The following is an 18,892-nucleotide window of genomic DNA, read 5'->3' as shown; positions in this document are numbered from 1 at the left end:
TGCTTAGCTGGACACATGATCGATGAGCTTCTCGACGGTTCCGGGTCCTTGTCCCCCGCGGCGTCCTGCGCGGTCGAGGAGGCGGTGCGCACGGCGGCCGCCGCCGAGATCGTGCCGCGCTGGCGGCAGCTCGCCGCGCACGAGGTCGTCGAGAAGAGCGGGCCGCACGATCTGGTGACGGTCGCCGACCGGGCCGCCGAGGCCCACCTCACCGCCTCGCTCACCGAGCTGCTGCCCGGCTCGGTGGTGGTCGGCGAGGAGGCCGTGCACGCCGACCCGGCGGTGTACGAGGCGCTGAAGGGCGACGCGCCGGTGTGGATCGTCGACCCCGTCGACGGCACCTGGCACTTCGCACACGGCAGCCCCGGGTTCTGCACGCTCGTCGCGCTGGCGGTGCGCGGCGAGGTCCTGGCCTCGTGGACGTACGCTCCGGCGCTGGACGAGATGGCCGTGGCGGTGCGCGGACGCGGCGCGCGGCTGAACGGCGCGGAGATCCGGTCCGGGGCGCCCGTACCGGGCGCGGTGCTGGAGGTCGCCATGTCCCACCCCGACTACACCACCCCGGAGCAGAAGGCGGCGCTCCTCGGCCTCGACACCGAGGGCGTCCACGCCCGCCCGTGCGGCTCGGCCGGCCTGGAGTACCTGGGCGTGGCCCGGGGCGACCTGGACGCGGTCGCCTTCTCCTGGGAGTACGCCTGGGACCACGCGGCCGGTCTGCTCCTGGTCGAGGAGGCGGGCGGCGTCCACGCCACCCTGACGGGCGCCCCGTTCCGTGTCACGGGTGCCAACGCACTGCCCTTCACCGCTGCCCGTGACCGGGCCACGGCGGAGCGCATACGCACGCTGCTGGCCGCCCGGTAGGCGGTTTCCGGACGCGCGGCGCGGCCAGGCCCGCACGCCGGTGACCTCCCGCCGCCAGGGGCCGCCCACCGGCCCAATATCCTGAGATACCTTGGCCATCGGCTGACGAAGGAGTCCCAACGTGCCGTCGATGCTCGATGCCGTCGTCGTGGGGGCGGGGCCCAACGGACTGACCGCCGCCGCCGAACTGGCCCGCCGCGGGTTCTCCGTCGCCGTGTTCGAGGCTCTCGACACGGTCGGCGGCGGAGCCAGGACCGAGGAGCTCACGCTGCCCGGCTTCCGGCACGACCCGTGCTCCGCCGTACACCCGCTGGGCGTCGGCTCACCCGCCTTCAAGGCCATGCCGCTGGACCGGTACGGGCTGCAGTGGCTGCACCCCGAGCTGCCCATGGCGCACCCCTTCGACGACGGCACGGCCGCCGTGCTGTCCCGGTCCGTCTCCGAGACCGCCGCCTCCTTCGGGCCCCGGGACGCCGGCACGTACCGCCGCCTCGTCGCGCCGTACCTCGGCAAGTGGGACACCCTCGCCCGCGACTTCATGTCCCTGCCGCTGACCGCCCTCCCGCGCGACCCGGTCACCCTCGCCCGGTTCGGCATCGACGGCCTGCCGCCCTCCACCTGGCTGACGCGCCGCTTCCGCGACGACCGGGCCCGCGCCCTGTTCGCCGGGCTCGTCGCCCATGTCATCGCCCCGCTCGGCGGCCTCGCCACCGGCGCGATCGGGCTCGTCTTCGCGCTCGCCGCGCACGCCGGCGGCTGGCCGCTCCCGCGCGGCGGCTCCCAGTCGGTCTCCGACGCCCTGGCCGCGTACGTGAAGGACCTCGGCGGCATCGTCCACACCGGGTACGAGGTCAAGCGCCTGGACGACCTGCCCCCGGCGCGCGCGTACGTCTTCGACACCTCACCGACCGCGCTGGCCCGTATCGCCGGCTTCGGCCGGTTCTACGACCGCTACCGCTACGGCGCCTCCGTCTACAAGATCGATTACGCGCTGGACGGCCCCGTCCCCTGGACCGCCGCCGAGCCCCGGCGCGCCGGCACGGTCCAAGTCGGCCCCAGCAGCCGAGAGATCGGCACCGCGCTGAACCAGGCGTCCGGCGGCACGGCCCCCCGCACCCCGTTCCTGATCACCGCCCAGCCCAGCCTCGTCGACCCGTCCCGCGCCCCCGAGGGCAAGCACGTCTTCTGGGCCTACGGCCACGTCCCGCACGCCTGGGAGGGCGACCTCACCGAGGCGATCGAGCGGCAGATCGAGCGGTTCGCCCCCGGCTTCCGCGACCTCGTCCTCGCCCGCGCCACCGCCGGCCCGCCCCAACTCGCCGCGCGCAACGCCAACTACATCGGCGGCGACATCGCCTGCGGCGCCGCCTCCGGCCTCCAACTGCTGCTGCGCCCCCGGCTCTCCCTCTTCCCCTACAACACCCCGCACCCGGCCGTCTTCCTCTGCTCCTCCGCGACGCCGCCCGGCCCGGGCGTCCACGGCATGTCCGGGCACAACGCGGCCAAGGCGGTCTGGCGCCACCTGCGAAAGGCCCGGCGGTGAACATCACCCTCGTACGCGGAGACATCACCGACCAGCACGTCGACGCCATCGTCAACGCCGCCAACTCCTCCCTCCTCGGCGGCGGAGGCGTCGACGGCGCCATCCACCGGCGCGGCGGCCCCGACATCCTCGCCGAGTGCCGCGCGCTGCGCGCCTCCCACTACGGCCGCGGCCTGCCCACCGGCAGAGCCGTCGCCACCACCGCCGGCCGCCTGAGCGCCCGTTGGGTGATCCACACAGTGGGACCCGTCTTCTCCGCGGAGGAGGACCGTTCCGCCCTCCTCGCCTCCTGCTACCGCGAGTCCCTCCGCCTCGCCGACGAACTGGGCGCCCGCACGGTCGCCTTCCCCGCCATCTCCACGGGCGTCTACCGCTGGCCCATGGACGACGCCGCCCGCATCGCCGTGCAGACCGTGCGGTCCACGGAAACGGCGGTCGAGGAAACCCGGTTCGTCCTCTTCGACGAGCGTGCGTACGAGGCGTTCGCCGAGCACGTGCACATGCCCACCGGCGGGCACAGCCACAGCGGCGTGGAAACCGGGCGCGACAGCGACCACGGCAGCGGTACCGCCGAAGAGGAGCCGCCCTCCGAGGAAGGGGCCGGTGGTACGTCTCCCGAGCCCGCAGTTCCTCCCAAGAACCAGCGACGACGCGCCGGGGCATGAGGACGGCCACCGTCATTGAGCCCGACCCGGCCTCCCGCCGGAGCGCGGGGCAGCAGGAAGGCTCTCCTGCCACCCCGCCGGACGGGATGGGCGGTGCGGTGCCGTCGGCCCCTTCGGTCAGACGCCCGGACGGGGGCCGCCGACGCCGACGGGCACTCCCTGACCGATCGTCACGGTCACCGATGTGCTCTTCGGGTTGGTGCGGTTGGTCTCGTGCAGGAGGCCCAGCGGGTTCGTCGTCATCTCCAGCGTGTACTGCTGCGGCGGGAGGTTCATCAGTTCGCTGACGTCGAAGGACTGCCCGGCGAGTTCCTTGGCGTAGACGTCGGCCCATCCGACGGAGATGCCCATCGTCAGGCTGGTGGCGTTGGCGTTGTGCGAGCAGGAGTTGTACGTGGGGTTGACGTTGAAGCCGGGGAGCGTCGAGTCCGCGATCTTCAGGTCGACCAGGCAGAAGGCGACCTTGGGCGACTCCCGTACGACCTGTCCGGCGGCGTTGATCAGCCGGTAGCGGGAGATGCCGTCCATGTGGAAGTGCTTGTGTTCGTCGTGGTAGGTCATCAGGCCGACGGGCACCTCGTACGAGGAGCCGTCGGAGCGGGAGATCCGCTGGTACGCCGGTATCACGTTGTTGCCGGGGGTGGCCGTAGCCGCCTCCTCCTTGGTGCGGCGTCCGACGACGTGCAGGGCGCCGGAGCCGAGGTTGGCGGGGGCGCCGGTGAAGCGGAGCCACGTGATGCCGGTGTCCGGCTCCCGGACGAGGTCGTTGTCGGCGAGTTCCTCCCGGAGCGGTTCCAGGGCCGGCGGCAGGTCGGTGGGGCCGTCGATGGCCGTCGCCGTGCCGGGGCCGGTGGCCAGGAGCGTGCCGATCGCCATCACCGCTGCGACGATCCAGGTCCGGGCCGGGCGTACGGGTCGTGTGGTGCGTCTCATGGGTGCCCCTCCTTGTGGATGGATGGTGGGGTGGGGGAGGTCGTCCTCGGGCCGCGTCGTGGTGTTCATCCGTCCACCTCGACTGTGTGCGGCGCGGGGGTACGTGAGCCGTCGGCGGCGACTCCCGGCTCCTGCTCGGCCAGTTCGCGTTCGCTGGCGGCCACGGCGGGCTCCTCGGCGGTCAGGTCCAGCCGACGGGTCAGGGCGTAGTACAAGAGGCCCGATACGGCGAGCCCCACCACGAACGCCACGTCGACCCGGCCGAGCGCCTCCGCCACGGGCCCGGTGAAGGGGCCCACCACCATGAAGGGCACCATCAGGACCAGGCCCACGCCGTAGGCGAGCAGGCCGCGCCACGCCCAGGTGCCGTAGATGCCGTCGGGCCGGAACAGGTGGGTGATGGCGTAGTGGCCGCGCCGGACGAAGAAGTAGTCGACGAGGTTCACCGCGGTCCACGGGATCAGCAGGTACAGCATGAGCAGCAGGGCGTTGCCCAGTGCCGTGGAGAAGTCGGCCGAGACGCTGAGGCCCACGGCGCACCAGACGACGCCGAGGCCGCTGATGGTGAGCACCCGGGCACGCCGTCCCGGCCGGAGCGGGCGGATCGAGTCGACCCCGGTGAGCACGGTGAGCATGCCGCTGTAGGCGTTGAGCCCCATGGTGGCGACCAGCGCCAGCACCGACAGCAGCGTCAGGACGGCGCCGAGGCCGCCCACCACCTGGTCGCCCGCGGCGCGGATGCCGGCCAGCGGGTCCGTCACGCCGAGGGTGGCGGCCATCCACGCGCCGATGGGGATGAGCCACATCGGCGAACCGGCCGCGCCGCCGAACACCGAGGCGATGATGCGGGGCGTCGGGGTGTCGCGCGGCAGATAGCGCGAGTAGTCCGAGACGTAGGGGGCGTACGAGATGTTGTAGCCCGCCGCAGCGGTGAACTGCACCATGAAGGCGACCAGCGTGAAACCACCGCCGTCCGCGGCGGCGTCCGCCGGGCCGGCCACCCGGCCGGTGAGGATGCCCACCGAGAGCAGCAGCCAGCAGGGCGCCGAGCACCAGAACAGCACCTGGAACGCCCGGTGCAGCCAGTCGTGCCCGTACACGGCCAGCACCACGGCGATGACGGTGACGCCGATGCCGAGGAGGGTCGCGTCCCAGCCGAAGACCGACTGGAGGCCGTTGCCGATGATGATCGTGTCGACGACGTTGAAGCCGACGAAGGTGAAGAGCGTCGCCGCCAGGGGCACGATCACTCCCCGGTGGCCGAACTGGCCCCGCGACTGGATCATCTGCGGAAGCCCCAGCTGAGGGCCCTGGCTGGCGTGGAAGGCCATGAAGAACGTGCCCACCAACAGCCCCAGCGCACTGGCCAGTACGGTCCACCCGACGGACAGCCCCAGGCCGGGGCCGATGAAACCGAGCGACAGCGTGAAGGGCTGGAAGTTCCCCTGGAACCAGAAGGGGCCCTGCTTCCACAGCTTTCCGTGCCGTTCGGCGAAGGGAACGTGCTGGATGGACAGGCTTTCGATGGCCTCGATGGAATCGATGGCATCGATGGGATCCGCGCCGCTGTGCTCGGCGAGGGGGCGCTGCGGAGGCTTCACCGCCATGGACCCTCCCGGTATTCGGTCGCTCCGAGGCGCTCATCGCCCGGAACCGGAAGCCAGAGTGTGCGGTCGGCGCCGGGCGGGCGGCAATTGTGCGGCGCTCAAAGAGCAGCGCCCTTCTTTGTGCGCCGCCACCATTCCCCGTGCATCTCGCACTTGTGCAACGTTCGAACCCGCCCCTCTTCCGTTATGGGTCGCCGCCATGCAGCATGTGCTCGATGAGCGCGACGGCAGCTCCCCTCCTGGTCCGCGACCTGGTACGTTCGCCGGCCCTCCAGTTGCGTGTCCTCGCCGGCGAGTCGGGGCTCGACCGGCCGGTGGCCTGGGCGCACGTGAGCGAGCTGGAGGACCCGACCCCGTGGCTCCTCGGCGCGGAGCTCATCATGACGACGGGGATCGCGATACCGCGGAGCTCCGTCCGGCAGTGCGCGTACGTCGAGCGGCTCCACTCCGCGGGCGTGGCCGCGCTCGCGCTCTCCGCCCACTTGCACGTACCGCCGCTGCGCCGGGCCTTCCTGGCGGCCGCAGAGGAAAGAGCCCTGCCCGTACTGGAGTTGCCCTTGCAAGTACCGTTCATCGCGGTGGCGCAGGAGGTCGCGGCCGCCGCGCAGGCCGACGCCCGGCAGCGGCTGAGCGCCCAGGTGCAGGTCTTCGGAGCGCTGCGCTGGCTCGCCGCGGAGGGCCTCACCGCCGCGGAACTCTTCCGCCGGCTCGAGCAGTTGTCCGGCTACTCCCTCTACCTCTGCACACGCCAGGGAGGCCCCCTGCTGGCCGGCGTCCCCGTACCCGACTCGCGGCACGGGGCACTCCTGCCGAGCTCACCCGACCCGGCCCCGACCGTCCCCGGCGGCTACGTCCTGCCGGTACCGGCGCCGGGCGGTCCCGCCGGATACCTCCTGGCCCTGGAGCGCCGGGGCGACGGACCGGTGACACGCATACGGCCGGCGGGACTCGGCGTCGTCCAGCACATCGCGACCGTCGCGGCACTCCAGCTCTCCATGGTCCGCCACGAACGCGAAACACTGCGCCGCCAGGGGGCGGAGACCCTCGCGGAACTCATGGAGGACGTCCTGGACCCGGACACCGCACGCCGGCACCTGACCCGGCTGGGCTTCGGCCCGGAGGAGCGCGTCCTCCTGGCCGTACTCGACGGCGAGGAGGACGCTCCACTGGACGACGCCGTGGTGGTACAGACCCTCGACGAAGCAGCCGTGCCGTACCTGATGCTGCGCCGCCATGAGGGGCTGTACGTGCTCATCCCCGACTCCCCACCGGCGCTCGGTGACCTGGCGGCCGTGCCGCGTACGAGAGCCGGAGTCTCACGCCCCTTCGCCCCCGGCAGCTCGCTCGGGGTGCCCCGACGCGAAGCCTGTCTCGCACTCACCCGGGCACGGGCATCGGACAGACCGCTGGTCTCCTGTAGCGACGACACGACGGACCGGTGGCTGCACGAGGACCCCGCCGTCCTGCACGGGCTGGTGGAACACGTGCTGGGTGCGGCGCTGCGGTACGACACCGAGCACGGCAGCGCACTGGTCGTCTCCGCCCTCACCTGGCTGGAGCGCGACCGGTCCACCGAGGACGCGGCCCGGGCCCTGCACATCCACCCCAATACCCTGCTCTACCGGCTGCGCCGCTTCGCCGCGATGACCGGCAGGAACCTCTCCTCGACGGCGGACACCACCGAGGTATGGCTCGCCCTGCGGGCGGCCCGTACGTCCGGCCGGCTGCCGTGAACCGACCCCCGCCACCCGCGGGGTCGCCCCCCCCGGCCGGCCTCGTGGTCCGAGCACCGGTCGACGACTCGACCGGCACCGGCTGTCGTGATACGCCGTGACCATGGAGCTGTTGGAGCGGGCCGGCGTCCTGGAGGCGCTGGAGGAGCACATCGGCGAGGCGGTGCGCGGCCGGGGCCGGGTGGTCCTGCTCCGTGGCGAGGCGGGCATCGGCAAGACCGCGGTGGTGCGCGCCCTCGCAAAACGGGCGCGGGGACGCGTGCGGGTGCTCGTCGGCCATTGCGACCCGCTCAGCACTCCCCGCCCGTTGGGACCGCTGGTCGACGTGGCCGCGGATCTGGGCCCTGAGGTGGAGGAGGCGCTCGCGGCCGGTGCCGGGAGCCCGGCCGTCTTCCGGTCCCTGCTGCACACCCTGCGCCAGGGCCCGGACGCCACGCTTCTGGTCTGCGAGGACGTCCACTGGGCCGACGGCGCCACCTTCGACCTGCTCCGGTTCGTGTCCCGGCGGATCGAGACGACACGGGCGATGCTGCTGGTGACCTACCGCGACGACGAGGTGGGCCCGCTGCACCCGCTGGCCGTCGTACTCGGCGACCTGACCGGCTGTCCGGCGCTGGCCCGGTACGACCTGGAGCCGCTGAGCCGCTCCGCGGTCGCCCGGATGGCGGCCGGGGGGCCGCACGATCCGGCCGCGCTGCACGCGATCACCGGCGGCAACCCGTTCTTCGTCACCGAGGTGCTGGCCGCCCCGGAACCCGGCATCCCCGCGACGGTCCGCGAGGCCGTGATCGGCCGGCTCGGTCGGCTGCGCACGCACGCCCGCGATGTGGTGGAGGCCGCGGCCGTGGCCGGGCCCAGCGCCCCGATCGACCTGCTCGGCGACATCGTGGCGGACGCGGAGACCGCGGTCGACGAGGTGCTCGCGGTGGGCGTGCTGGAGGCAGCGGGGACGCGGCTGGCGTTCCGGCACGAACTGGTCAGGGGCGCGGTCCTGGACTCCATCCCCGGTATCCGTCGCCGACGGCTCCACGCGCTGGTGCTGGGCGCGCTGCGGTCCTCCACCACCGGTCCGGCGCCGAACCCCTCCCGCCTGGCCTACCACGCGGCCGAGGCGGGTGACGCGGAGGCGGTCCTGGCGTACGCGCCCGCCGCAGCGGCGCACGCGTCGGGGCTGGCGGCCCACCGTGAGGCGGCGGCCCAGTTCGCCCGGGCGCTGCGCCACGCCGGTGCCGCCCCGGAGGCGCAGCGGGCGACGCTGCTGGAGGGGCACGCCTTCGCGTCGTACATGACGGGTCTCGTCCCGGACGCGATCGAGTCGTGGGAGGCGGCGGGGCGCCTCCGGCACGCCATGAACGACGTACCGCACGAGGGGGACGACCTCCGCTGGTCCTCGTACATGCTCTGGCTGCTCGGCCGGAACCGGGAGGCGCGGGAGCGCGGGATCGAGGCGGTCCGGCTGCTGGAGCGGGGCGGCCCGACGCTGGAGCTCGGGCGGGCGCACCTCAACGTGGCCGAGCAGGCGAGCTTCGACTGCGACGTGGCGACGACGGCCGCCCACGCGGAGCGGGCCGTCGAGGCGGGCCGGCACATCGGCGACGCGGGTCTGGTGCTGCGCGCGCGGTTCCACGCCGCGATCGCCACGGTGCTGCGTGAGGACCGTGGGTGGGAGGAGCTGGAGGACGTCTGGCAGCAGGCCGCGGCGCAGCGCCTGGTCGAGCACGCCGGGATGTTCGGCCCGGTCATCTCGGCGGTCGCCATGGTCCACCGCGACTTCGGCCGGGCGCGGGACTACGACCGGCGGGCGGTCGCCTTCTGCCGCGACTACGACCTCGACATGTTCCTCGACTACCTCCGTGGCGCCCGGGCGATGGGCCAGGTCCACCAGGGGGCATGGGACGAGGCGGCGGAGGAGGCCGCGGCGGTACTGCCCCTCAGGTCGCTGCCGCCCGTGAGCCGGATCTTCCCCCTGCTCGCGCTCGCCCTCGTCCGTGCCCGGCGCGGAGATCCCGAGGTCCGCCCGCTGCTCGACGAGGCCGCGACCCTCGGCGAGCCGAGCGACCTGGTCCGGATGGGGCCGGTGTGGGAGGCCCGGGCGGAAGCGGCCTGGCTGGCGGGAGACGACGCGGCGGCGATCGCGGAGGCGACGCGCGGGCTGCCCCCGGCCGGCCAGGATCACGATCCCTGGGCGGCCGGCGCCTGCGCCCGCTGGGTCCGGCTGGCCGGAGGCCGGCCACCCGCCGATTCGGCTGCGGGGCCCTTCGCGCTGGAGCTGGCCGGGGACTGGGCCGCCGCCGCCACGGCATGGCAGCGGCTGGGCTGCCCGTACGACGCGGCGCTGGCTCGACTCGCGGGTGACCCGGAAGCGGTGGCCGAGGCGGTGGCCGGCTTCGACGCCCTCGGTGCCCGGGCCGCCGTCGTCCGTGGGCGTACCCGGCTGAAGGAGCTGGGGGTCCGGCTGGGAACCCGCGGTCCCCGCGCGGCCACGCGGGCCCATCAGTACGGCTTGACCGCGCGCGAGCAGGAGATCGTCGATCTGCTGAGGGAGGGGCTGTCCGGGCCGGACATCGCCGCCCGGCTGTTCATCACTCCCAAGACCGCCGGCCATCACGTCACCGCGATCCTGCGCAAACTCGGAGTTCACAGCCGAGCCGAGGCGCTGCGCAAGCTGGACTCCCAGCCGGCTGCCGATGAGTGATCGGGCCGTGGCGGCGCGTATCTGGGGTCCGGCCGGTGAAAGCTGGGGTGCGCTGCCCGATGTCCCCGCCCCGGCTCGGCTTTAGCGTGATTCCACACGCGAATTCCACGTGATCGACGATGGGATGTCCGATGCCCCGCTATCTGGTCGAACACTACTTCCGCGAGGGAATCGCCGACTTCCTGGCCGGCAGGCCGGTGCAGGCCATCGTCGAGGCCAACAGCGGTACCGAAGTGGTCTGGTTGCACAGTTACGTGACCGAGGACGACCACCGGGTCTACTGCCTGTGCGAGGCGTCGAGTCCGGAAGCGGTCCGCAAGGCGGCCCGCCGGGCGGGACTGCCCGTGGAGGTGATCCATCTGATCACCGTCCTGGACCCGCACGCGTACCCCACCGCAGCGTGATCATGGACAGGGCAGGGAGCCACTCATGAGCACCAACCCCACCCACGCCGGGCGTACGGCCCCGGACGCCGCCGTGCTCGTCACGACGGCCACGCTGGGCACCGCCGCTCCCGTCCAGGCCCAGACGCAGCAGGGCCGGCTGTATGTGTGGGTCAGCGACGGATGGGGCGGTGGAACCGTCACCAGCACCCCGGCCGGGATCAACTGCCACCAGGCGGCGGCCGATCCGTACGGGTCCACACCGCAACAGGACCCGACCGGCTCCTGCTCCGCGAGCTTCCCGGTCGGGACATCGGTCACCCTGACCGTCACACCCGACCCCGGGTCGTACATCAACTACGGTCCCGACCCGAACCCCGTGAGGGTGTCGTCCGGCCACAACGCCGCGTATGTCATGTTCTGCCCGGTGGACAGCCTCTGCATGAGCTACCGGTGAGCCGACTGACCGGTGACGTACAGCGCGCTGGGCGTGCTGGCGATGAGCGAGGGCACCGGTGGGGCGGGCGGGGCGGCGAGGCGGAGGTCGGGGAACCGCTCGAACAACGCCGCCAGGGCGATGCGCAGTTGGAGGCGGGCGAGCGGGGCGCCGACGCAGAAGTGCGGCCCGTGCCCGAATCCGAGGTGCCGGGCACGCTCACCGTCGCGGCGGGGCTCGAAGCGGCCGGAGCCCCGCCGAGGGTCCCGGTTGGCGGCCGCGAAGCACAGCAGCAGGGCCTCACCCTCACGCAGTGACCGGCCGCCCAGCTCCACGTCCTCCGTGGGGAACGCGAAGGGCAGGGCGTAGACGCTCGAGTCGTAGCGGAGGCCCTCCTCCACGACCGTGTCCCAGCCCACCTCCCCGCTGAGGGCGCGGCGGAGCTCCTCGGGGTGCGCGAGCAGGGCGTGGGCCGTGTTGACCAGGGCCCCGGCCGTGGTCTCGAACCCGGCGCCCAGGAACAGCCACAGCGTGTCGAGCAGTTCCGCTTCCGACAGGCGGCCGGCGGCGTCCCCGCGCAGCAGGTCGGTCACCAGGTCGTCGCCGGGCGCCGCGGACCGGCTCTTCACCAGATCCGCCAGGTACGCGTTGATCTCGCGGGTCAGCCGGGCGGACTCCTCCGGGGTGAGCGCCGACCGCGAAAACGCCCGGCCCACGAGCGCGACGACGGCCGGCCGGTCCTCGGACGGGATGCCGAACAGGGCGCAGAGCGTACGCAGCGGAAGCGGCAGCGCGTAGGCCGAGCGGAGGTCGACCGGACCGTCCGCCACCGCTGCCGCCAGATCGTCCAGCAGGGCGTCGACGGTCCGTGTGATCGCTGGCGTGAGCCCCTCGACGCGGCGAGGCGTGAACGCCGCCGACACCGCCTGCCGCAGCCGCCGGTGATCGGCGCCGTCGGCGGTCAGCATCCACTGCCGTGTGAGGTGCGCCAGCATCGGCCAGTCCGGCGGGATCTCCCCGTCCCGCAGGGCCCGCCAGCGAGCGGGCGAGCGGGCGAACCGCGGGTCGGTCAGTACGGTCTCCAGTTCGGCGTGGCCCACGACCGCCCAGCAGTGCACCCCGCCCGGCCACTCGGCCGGAGCCACCGGACCCCACCGGCGCAGCGTCTCCGACTGTGCCCGGTGGTCCCGGGTGTGAGGGTCGAGCAGGATCCGCTCGGTCATCGTCCGTCCCCCTGCGTGGTCAGCGTGCGCGACGTGGCGTGACGAGATGATCTCATGTCGTGACAGTGGTCCGTGCGGGAATCGGCGGATCGCTGGCAGCGCCAGGCTGATGTCGCATTCTCGCCAGCACCACCGGTCGGCCGTCTTCCATGCTGGAGCCATGCACACCGACACCGAGCGCTGCGTGAGGGCCGTCCAGTCGAAGGACGCCCGCTTCGACGGCTGGTTCTTCACCGCCGTCCTGACCACCCGCATCTACTGCCGGCCCAGCTGCCCGGTCGTGCCGCCGAAGCCCGAGAACATGGTGTTCTACCCGAGCGCCGCCGCCTGCCAGCAGGCCGGATACCGCGCCTGCAAACGGTGCCGGCCCGACACCAGCCCCGGCTCGCCCGAGTGGAACGCCCGCGCCGACGCCGTCGCCCGCGCCATGCGCCTCATCCGCGACGGCATCGTCGACCGCGAGGGCGTACCGGGCCTGGCCGCCCGCCTCGGCTACTCGACCCGGCAGATCGAGCGCCAGCTGCTCGCCGAGCTCGGTGCCGGACCGCTCGCCCTGGCCCGCGCGCAGCGCGCCCAGACCGCGCGCGTCCTCATCGAGACGACCCGACTGCCCATGGCGGACGTCGCGTTCGCCGCCGGGTTCTCCTCGGTACGCACCTTCAACGACACCGTCCGCGAGGTCTTCGCCCTCGCCCCGAGCGAGCTGCGCGCCCGCGCCACCAGCACCCGCGCAGCCAGCACCCCTGCAGCCAGCACCCCTGCCGCCCGGGCTGTCGCGGGGACGCCCCGGACCCCGGGTGTCATCACGCTACGGCTGCCGTACCGCGCGCCCCTCAACCCCGACAACCTCTTCGGCCACCTGGCCGCCACCGCCGTCCCCGGCGTGGAGGAGTGGCGCGACGGCGCCTACCGGCGCACCCTTACCCTCCCGCACGGCCACGGCATCGTCGCCCTCGCGCCGCACCCCGACCACATCGCCTGCCGGCTCTCCCTCACCGACCTGCGCGACCTCACCCTCGCCATCAGCCGCTGCCGCTGGATGCTCGACCTGGACGCCGACCCGGTCGCGGTCGACGACCAGCTCCGTACGGATCCCCTCCTCGCGCCGCTGGTCGACAAGGCGCCGGGCCGGCGGGTCCCGCGTACCGTCGACGCCGCCGAGTTCGCGGTACGCGCGGTCCTCGGCCAGCAGGTCTCCACCGCCGCAGCCCGCACCCACGCGGCCCGGCTGGTCGCCGCGCACGGCACACTCGTCGACGACCCCGAGGGCGGGCTCACCCACCTGTTCCCGGCGCCCGAGGCGCTCGCCGCGCTCGACCCCGAGGCGCTCGCCCTGCCGGGCAGCCGCCGCACCACGCTCACCACCCTCGTCGGCGCCCTCGCCGACGGCTCGCTCCGGCTCGGCCCGGACAGCGACTGGGACGAGGCCCGCGTCCACCTCGGGCGGCTGCCCGGGTTCGGCCCCTGGACGGTGGAGGTGATCGCCATGCGCGCCCTGGGCGACCCCGACGCGTTCCTCCCCACCGACCTGGGCGTCCGGCGCGCCGCCGCGGGCCTCGGCCTGCCCTCCACCCCCGCCGCGCTCACGGCCCGCGCCGCCGCCTGGCGGCCCTGGCGCGCGTACGCCGTCCAGTACCTGTGGGCGACCGACAGCCACCCCATCAACCACCTGCCCGCGTAAGGAAGCCGACCGATGCGTCGTCAGCACACCGTCACCGACAGCCCGTACGGCCCGCTCACCCTCGTCGCCACCGACGGCGTCCTCAGCGGCCTCTACATGACCGACCAGCGCCACCGCCCGCCGGAGGAGTCCTTCGGCGATCCGGACCCCCGCCCCTTCGGCGAGGTGATCCGCCAGCTCGACGCCTACTACGCGCGCGAACTCACCGAGTTCGACCTGCCGCTCGACCTCGCCGGTACGCCGTTCCAGCGCGGCGTCTGGGAGCGGCTGCGGAAGATCCCGTACGGCGAGACCCGTTCGTACGGCGAACTGGCCGAGGCCCTCGGCAGACCTGGTGCCTCCCGCGCCGTCGGCCTCGCCAACGGCAAGAACCCGGTGGGGATCATCGTCCCGTGCCACCGCGTCATCGGCGCGAGCGGCGGCCTCACCGGCTACGGCGGTGGCCTCGACCGCAAGCAGCGCCTGCTCGCCTTCGAGAGCGGGGCCCTGTTCTAGCGGCCTTGCGCTTCCGGGGGAGCAAGCACCATGGTGATGCGCGGAACGGGGAAGGGCGCACGAGGGAGGGCCATGCCGCGCAGTGGGCGCCGTGACGCCGGTCCCGCCACGATCACGGCCACCATCCAGCACGGCCTGTCGGGCCCGCTGATCCGCCCGGGCGGCACCGCCGAGGTCACGCGCGGCGTCCGCCTGCAGGCCCGGGGAGTGCCGGGGCACCGGCCGGCCGGCGTCCGGTGAAGCACCGGCGGCCGGCGTACGCACGGCATCATGCGAGCCGCTTCAGCAGCGCCGGCAGAGCCGTGCCGATGGGCTCCCGCACGATCTCGTCGGCCAGTTCGTCGTACGGCGTGGGCTCGGCGTTCACGATGACCAGCCGCGCCCCGTGCTCCGCCGCGATCCCGGCGAGCGAGGCGGCGGGCTGCACCTGGAGCGTCGAGCCGACCGCGAGGAACACCTCGGCGGCCTTGGCGATCCCCATCGCCTCACCCAGCACCACCGGATCCAGCCGCTCCCCGAACATCACGGTCGCCGACTTCAGGATCCCGCCGCACGCCTCGCACGCCGGGTCGGCCTCGCCCGCCTCGACGCGGGCCAGCGCCTCCTCCATCGACGAGCGCGTACGGCACCCGGTGCACACCACTGCCCGCGCGGTGCCGTGCAGTTCGAGGACCTTGCGCGGCGGCATCCCGGCGAGCTGGTGCAGCCCGTCCACGTTCTGGGTGATCACCCGCACCGCGAAGCCGGGCGTCCGCTCCAGCTCGGCGATCGCCCGGTGCGCCGCGTTCGGCTCGGCCCGCAGCGCCGCGCTGTCGCGCCGCATCCGCCACGACCGGCGCCGGATCTCCGGGTCGGCCATGTAGTAGTCGTACGTGACCAGCTTCTCGGCCTCCGGATCGCGCCGCCACAAGCCGTTCGGCCCGCGGTAGTCACTGATGCCGGAGTCCGTGGAGATACCGGCACCGCTGAGGATCGCGACGAGAGTCATGCGGCCGAGGCTACGCAGCGTCGCCCCGCGCCCGCGAACCAATTCACGGCGCCGGACGGCTCACCGGGCGGCCGTTCTCCAGCTCCCGTGCGCCATCACCGGCGGTCAGCGCGTCCAGCGCGGACGTCACGCGGAAGGCCAGCGAGCCGAGCAGATGGGTGGGCAGGTCCTCGGGCTCCACCAGTTTCCACGAGATCAGCTCCGACTCCTGGAGCCGGATCGCCCGGAACTGCTCGCCGCTGAGCACGCCCCCGTCGTACACGTACGCCACGATCGGCGGACGCCCCGTCCCGTGCACCCAGTCGACCGCGAGCAGCGGGCCTAGCTGCACGTCCAGGCCGATCTCCTCCAGCGTCTCCCGCCGGGCGGCCTGCCTCGGGGTCTCCCCGGTGTCCGACTCGATGGTGCCGCCGGGCAGCACCCAGCCCTCCCGGTAGTTGGGCTCGACCAGCAGGACCCGGCCCTCGCCGTCACGGAAGAGCGCTGCGGCGCCGGCCAGGACGCGGGGGAGCCCGGCGATGTACGCGGCGTAATCGTTCGTGGTCACCGCGTCAGCTTAGTGCGAGCGTCCGCTCGGCGAGGTCACCGATCCGTACGCCGTCGAAGCCGAACACCGCGCTGCGCACCCGGCCCTGGAGCGGGTCGGTCCAGTGGCGCGGGATGCCGGACGCCCCGCACAGCACGCCCGCGACCGACCCGGCGGTGGCGCCGTTGGAGTCGGTGTCGAGGCCGCCGCGCACCGTCAGCGCGATGGTGCGGGTGAAGTCGCCGTCCCCGTACAGCAGCCCCGCCGTGATGACGGCGGCGTTCGGGACGGCGTGGATCCAGTGCAGCCCGGCCGTCTCGCGCTCCGCCTCCGTCAGGGCGTCGGACCAGGTCACGCCCGCGTCGTGCAGCGCCACCATGTGCCGGACCACGCGCGCGAGGCGGCTGCTCGCCGGGACGCGCTCCAGCGCGGTGCCGACGGCGGCGCGCGGGCCGGGCGCCGTGAACGCGGCCGCGACCAGCGCGGCCGCCCACATCGCGGCGTACACGCCGTTGCCCGTGTGGGACAGGACCGCGTCGCGGCGGGCCAGGGATGCGGCGCGGACCGGGTCGCCGGGGGAGGTCCAGCCGAACACGTCGGCGCGGACGAGCGCGCCGATCCACTCCTGGTACGGATTGTCGTAGGTGGCGGTCACCGGGGGCTTCAGGCCGCTCCCGGTCGTGCGGGTCCGGGCCCACGGGTGCGGCCGGTGCCTCCCGCAGGGTCATGGAGAGGGCAGCGAGGGGGACGGTACGACGGCCCCGCCACCCGCCCGTACGGCCTCCACCACGGCCTCGTGCAGGTCCCTGCTGTCCCTCTCCGAACGGCACGGCACGGGGCTGCCCGTCATGGTGAACCAGTCGGTCGCCCCGCTGTACTGGACGGCGATCTGTGCCTCGCCGCCCGCCCAGGTGGTGTGCACGGTGACATTCCCCGTGACGATTCCGAGCTCGTCGGTCCGAACCCCGCCACGACCCGTGTACACATCGGTCGTCGTCCACGATGCCCACGTCATGATGGCAGCGTCACACGAATGGCCCACACACGCGACTCGGGCGACGAGGCGGTCGAATAATCCGTGGCGCCCGGACAGTTGCCTCCCTAGAGTCATCGACGTCCAGGTGCGAAGGCAGGACCTACTTCCACTGTTAATGGGGCGGTCGCGGGTTCGAGTCCCGTCATCGACTTCGGGTCGGTGTAGCTCAGTCGGCAGAGCACCTTTGTCGGTTCCGCCGGCCTTGAACTCTGGACATCTGTACGTCACGCACCTCCCGGTGCGCGGGCCGCGGCTACTTCACTCCAACGAAATCACGCCGCGGCCACCTTGATCTCGGGAGGCGCGGCGCAGTGGGACGTCGACCCGGGCACCCGACCCGGGCACCCCTTCCGCCGCGCGTTCCCACCGAAGAACCGAATTCGGGGGGATTCACATGGCACGTTTCAACACCCGCCGGTCCGCCGCGACGGCCACCGGCCGCGTGGTCTCGCCCGTACGGTCGACCGGGCGCACCACCACCCACCAGGGCGGCGCCGGTGTGCTGCGCGACCCGCGCTCCGAGCTGTTCCTGCTCGCCGTCGCCAATTTCGTCACGCAGTCGACCTTCTACGAGTCCGGCGGCGACCGCGACGACCGGTTCGCCACGCTCGTCCGCACGCTCGCCGTCGAGGACCCCGAGTGGACCGCCGGCCTGCTGCGCTGGCTGCGCACCGAGGGCAACATGCGGACCGCCTCGCTCGTCGGCGCCGCCGAGTACGTCAGGGCCCGCCTCGACGCCGGAGTCACCGACGGTCCCGCCAACCGGCAGGTCGTCGCCTCCGTGCTGCTGCGGGCGGACGAGCCCGGCGAGCTGCTCGGCTACTGGACCTCCCAGTACGGGCGCAATGTGCCCAAGCCCGTCAAGCGGGGCATCGCGGACGCCGTCCGGCGCCTCTACACCGCCCGGTCGCTGCTGAAGTACGACACGGCCGGCAAGGGCTACCGCTTCGGCGACATCCTCAACCTGGTGCACGCCGCGCCCGACCCGGTCAAGCAGCCCTGGCAGGGCGAGCTGTTCCAGTACGCCCTGGACCGCCGCCACCACCCCGAGACCGCGCTCCCGCCCGCCTCCAGCCGGATGCTCACCGCCCACCGGGCGCTGATGGAGCTGCCGGTCGCCGAGCGGCGCGCCCTGGTCACCGGGCCGGACGGGGCCGCGCGGCTGGCCGAGGCGGGCATGACCTGGGAGGCCCTGGCCGGCTGGCTCCAGGGCCCGCTGGACGCGGCCGCCTGGGAGGCGGTCATCCCGTCCATGGGCGTGATGGCCCTCCTGCGCAACCTGCGGAACTTCGACGAGGCGGGCGTGAGCGACGAGGTCGCGGACGGGGTCGCCGCGAAGCTCTCCGACCCGGAGACGGTCGCCGCGTCCCGCCAGTTCCCGTTCCGCTATCTGGCCGCGTACCAGCACGCGCCCTCGCTGCGCTGGTCGTACCCGCTGGAGCGGGCGCTCGGCCACTCGCTGGCGAACGTACCGGAGCTGCCCGGCCGCACCCTGGTCCTGGTCGACCGCTCCGGCTCCATGTGGGCGCCCCTGTCGCAGCGCTCCCAGCTGAACCGCGCCGACGCGGCGGCCGTCTTCGGTACGGCGGTGGCGATGCGCGCCGCCGGCGCCGACCTGGTGGAGTTCGGTACGACCAGTGCGCCCGTGCCGTACCGCGCGGGCGAGTCCGTCCTCACGGTCCTGGGCCGCTTCCACAGCCTGGGCGGCACCGACACCACCGAGGCGGTACGCGCGCACTACCGCGGCCACGACCGGGTGCTGATCGTGACCGACGAGCAGGCGGCCTACAGCCACTACGGCGACCCGACGGCGCAGGTCCCGGCGCACGTGCCGGTCTACACCTGGAACCTCGCCGGCTACCGCCCGGGCCACGCCCCTTCGGGCACGGGCAACCGGCACACCTTCGGCGGCCTGACGGACGCGGCGTTCCGGATGGTGCCGCTGCTGGAGGCCGGGCGGGCGGCGGACTGGCCGTGGTCCGCGGCCTGACCAGGGGGTCCGTACGCCGGACAGGGGTGGCACAGTGTCTCACCCTCCGGATAGGGTCGGCGTCGGCGCGACTGCCTGTTCGATAGCAAGGGATGCA

The 18,892-nt window shown here is 73.5% G+C and carries 16 protein-coding genes, 1 tRNA gene and 2 pseudogenes; 12 read left to right on the top strand and 7 right to left on the bottom strand.

The window, feature by feature from the left end:
* The first annotated feature begins 15 nt into the window (after nt 1-15).
* From AMK26_RS14010 to AMK26_RS14000, 3 genes and pseudogenes are all read left to right on the top strand, one after another.
* A complete protein-coding gene (locus tag AMK26_RS14010; protein WP_073754949.1) occupies nt 16-861 on the top strand; it encodes an inositol monophosphatase family protein in 846 nt (281 codons plus the stop codon).
* Nucleotides 862-982: 121 nt separating this feature from the next.
* Entirely contained in the window at nt 983-2,404 is a 1,422-nt protein-coding gene (locus AMK26_RS14005; RefSeq protein WP_073754948.1) for a phytoene desaturase family protein, read from the top strand.
* Nucleotides 2,401-2,892: pseudogene (locus AMK26_RS14000) on the top strand (O-acetyl-ADP-ribose deacetylase); the annotation flags it as partial. The gene AMK26_RS14005 and the pseudogene AMK26_RS14000, both read left to right, overlap by 4 nt.
* A gap of 294 nt (nt 2,893-3,186) precedes the next feature.
* Here the strand turns inward: AMK26_RS14000 and AMK26_RS13995 are convergent.
* Nucleotides 3,187-4,002: a lysyl oxidase family protein gene (locus AMK26_RS13995; protein ID WP_073754947.1), complete on the bottom strand. Its 816-nt coding sequence runs from the start codon at nt 4,000-4,002 to the stop codon at nt 3,187-3,189.
* A 65-nt stretch (nt 4,003-4,067) separates the two neighbouring features.
* Nucleotides 4,068-5,609, bottom strand: a complete 1,542-nt coding sequence (locus tag AMK26_RS13990) for a purine-cytosine permease family protein (protein WP_079277583.1) — start codon at nt 5,607-5,609, stop codon at nt 4,068-4,070.
* A gap of 215 nt (nt 5,610-5,824) precedes the next feature.
* Here AMK26_RS13990 and AMK26_RS13985 point away from each other — a divergent pair, with 215 nt between their 5' ends.
* The 4 genes from AMK26_RS13985 to AMK26_RS13970 all read left to right on the top strand — a co-directional run bounded on the left by AMK26_RS13985 (nt 5,825) and on the right by AMK26_RS13970 (nt 10,877).
* On the top strand, nt 5,825-7,342 hold the full coding sequence (locus AMK26_RS13985; RefSeq protein ID WP_073754946.1) for a PucR family transcriptional regulator: 1,518 nt from the start codon (nt 5,825-5,827) through the stop codon (nt 7,340-7,342).
* Between the two features lie 103 nt (nt 7,343-7,445).
* The gene (locus AMK26_RS13980) at nt 7,446-10,037 is read left to right on the top strand and encodes an ATP-binding protein (protein ID WP_073755496.1); all 2,592 of its coding nucleotides are present in this window, start codon (nt 7,446-7,448) and stop codon (nt 10,035-10,037) included.
* Between the two features lie 131 nt (nt 10,038-10,168).
* Nucleotides 10,169-10,441, top strand: coding sequence for a DUF4242 domain-containing protein (locus AMK26_RS13975; RefSeq protein WP_073754945.1), 273 nt, complete (start codon nt 10,169-10,171; stop codon nt 10,439-10,441).
* A 25-nt stretch (nt 10,442-10,466) separates the two neighbouring features.
* Nucleotides 10,467-10,877 carry a hypothetical protein gene (locus tag AMK26_RS13970; RefSeq protein ID WP_073754944.1) on the top strand — a complete coding sequence of 137 codons (411 nt, stop codon included), beginning with the start codon at nt 10,467-10,469 and terminating at the stop codon, nt 10,875-10,877.
* Here AMK26_RS13970 and AMK26_RS13965 read toward each other — a convergent pair.
* Nucleotides 10,868-12,079, bottom strand: a complete 1,212-nt coding sequence (locus tag AMK26_RS13965) for a cytochrome P450 (RefSeq protein WP_073754943.1) — start codon at nt 12,077-12,079, stop codon at nt 10,868-10,870. The two genes, AMK26_RS13970 and AMK26_RS13965, sit on opposite strands and share 10 nt — an antisense overlap.
* 160 nt (nt 12,080-12,239) lie before the next feature.
* Between AMK26_RS13965 and AMK26_RS13960 the strand changes: the two genes are divergently transcribed.
* From AMK26_RS13960 to AMK26_RS36960, 3 genes are all read left to right on the top strand, one after another.
* Nucleotides 12,240-13,760, top strand: coding sequence for an AlkA N-terminal domain-containing protein (locus tag AMK26_RS13960; RefSeq protein WP_073754942.1), 1,521 nt, complete (start codon nt 12,240-12,242; stop codon nt 13,758-13,760).
* A 12-nt stretch (nt 13,761-13,772) separates the two neighbouring features.
* Entirely contained in the window at nt 13,773-14,255 is a 483-nt protein-coding gene (locus AMK26_RS13955; protein ID WP_073754941.1) for a methylated-DNA--[protein]-cysteine S-methyltransferase, read from the top strand.
* Nucleotides 14,256-14,327: 72 nt separating this feature from the next.
* Nucleotides 14,328-14,495: a hypothetical protein gene (locus AMK26_RS36960; protein ID WP_158071113.1), complete on the top strand. Its 168-nt coding sequence runs from the start codon at nt 14,328-14,330 to the stop codon at nt 14,493-14,495.
* 28 nt (nt 14,496-14,523) lie between these two features.
* Here the strand turns inward: AMK26_RS36960 and AMK26_RS13950 are convergent, their stop codons facing one another.
* From AMK26_RS13950 to AMK26_RS13935, 4 genes and pseudogenes are all read right to left on the bottom strand, one after another.
* Entirely contained in the window at nt 14,524-15,243 is a 720-nt protein-coding gene (locus AMK26_RS13950; RefSeq protein ID WP_073754940.1) for an SIR2 family NAD-dependent protein deacylase, read from the bottom strand.
* Between the two features lie 43 nt (nt 15,244-15,286).
* A complete protein-coding gene (locus tag AMK26_RS13945; protein WP_073754939.1) occupies nt 15,287-15,790 on the bottom strand; it encodes an NUDIX domain-containing protein in 504 nt (167 codons plus the stop codon).
* Nucleotides 15,791-15,794: 4 nt separating this feature from the next.
* Nucleotides 15,795-16,445 (bottom strand): annotated as a pseudogene (locus AMK26_RS13940) (ADP-ribosylglycohydrolase family protein); the annotation flags it as partial.
* Between the two features lie 48 nt (nt 16,446-16,493).
* The gene (locus AMK26_RS13935; RefSeq protein ID WP_073755495.1) at nt 16,494-16,784 is read right to left on the bottom strand and encodes a hypothetical protein; all 291 of its coding nucleotides are present in this window, start codon (nt 16,782-16,784) and stop codon (nt 16,494-16,496) included.
* Nucleotides 16,785-16,883: 99 nt separating this feature from the next.
* Here AMK26_RS13935 and AMK26_RS36955 point away from each other — a divergent pair.
* A tRNA-Asn gene (locus tag AMK26_RS36955) sits at nt 16,884-16,953 on the top strand.
* A 246-nt stretch (nt 16,954-17,199) separates the two neighbouring features.
* Nucleotides 17,200-18,795, top strand: a complete 1,596-nt coding sequence (locus tag AMK26_RS13930) for a TROVE domain-containing protein (protein ID WP_073754938.1) — start codon at nt 17,200-17,202, stop codon at nt 18,793-18,795.
* The last annotated feature ends 97 nt before the right edge of the window (nt 18,796-18,892 follow it).

It is taken from the genome of Streptomyces sp. CB03234, from assembly GCF_001905885.1.
In the GTDB taxonomy this organism is placed as follows: Bacteria; Actinomycetota; Actinomycetes; order Streptomycetales; family Streptomycetaceae; genus Streptomyces.
This window is presented reverse-complemented; position numbering and strand designations above follow the sequence as displayed.

Bases quoted from the DNA above. Each gene is read 5' to 3' on its own strand.
- AMK26_RS13965 (WP_073754943.1), bottom strand. From the start codon at position 12,079: ATGACCGAGCGGATCCTGCTCGACCCTCACACCCGGGACCACCGGGCA.
- AMK26_RS36960 (WP_158071113.1), top strand. From the start codon at position 14,328: ATGCCGCGCAGTGGGCGCCGTGACGCCGGTCCCGCCACGATCACGGCC.
- AMK26_RS14010 (WP_073754949.1), top strand. From the start codon at position 16: ATGATCGATGAGCTTCTCGACGGTTCCGGGTCCTTGTCCCCCGCGGCG.
- AMK26_RS13975 (WP_073754945.1), top strand. From the start codon at position 10,169: ATGCCCCGCTATCTGGTCGAACACTACTTCCGCGAGGGAATCGCCGAC.
- AMK26_RS13995 (WP_073754947.1), bottom strand. From the start codon at position 4,002: ATGAGACGCACCACACGACCCGTACGCCCGGCCCGGACCTGGATCGTC.
- AMK26_RS13980 (WP_073755496.1), top strand. From the start codon at position 7,446: ATGGAGCTGTTGGAGCGGGCCGGCGTCCTGGAGGCGCTGGAGGAGCAC.
- AMK26_RS13960 (WP_073754942.1), top strand. From the start codon at position 12,240: ATGCACACCGACACCGAGCGCTGCGTGAGGGCCGTCCAGTCGAAGGAC.
- AMK26_RS13985 (WP_073754946.1), top strand. From the start codon at position 5,825: ATGAGCGCGACGGCAGCTCCCCTCCTGGTCCGCGACCTGGTACGTTCG.
- AMK26_RS13935 (WP_073755495.1), bottom strand. From the start codon at position 16,784: ATGACGTGGGCATCGTGGACGACGACCGATGTGTACACGGGTCGTGGC.
- AMK26_RS13970 (WP_073754944.1), top strand. From the start codon at position 10,467: ATGAGCACCAACCCCACCCACGCCGGGCGTACGGCCCCGGACGCCGCC.
- AMK26_RS13955 (WP_073754941.1), top strand. From the start codon at position 13,773: ATGCGTCGTCAGCACACCGTCACCGACAGCCCGTACGGCCCGCTCACC.
- AMK26_RS13950 (WP_073754940.1), bottom strand. From the start codon at position 15,243: ATGACTCTCGTCGCGATCCTCAGCGGTGCCGGTATCTCCACGGACTCC.
- AMK26_RS13990 (WP_079277583.1), bottom strand. From the start codon at position 5,609: ATGGCGGTGAAGCCTCCGCAGCGCCCCCTCGCCGAGCACAGCGGCGCG.
- AMK26_RS13930 (WP_073754938.1), top strand. From the start codon at position 17,200: ATGGCACGTTTCAACACCCGCCGGTCCGCCGCGACGGCCACCGGCCGC.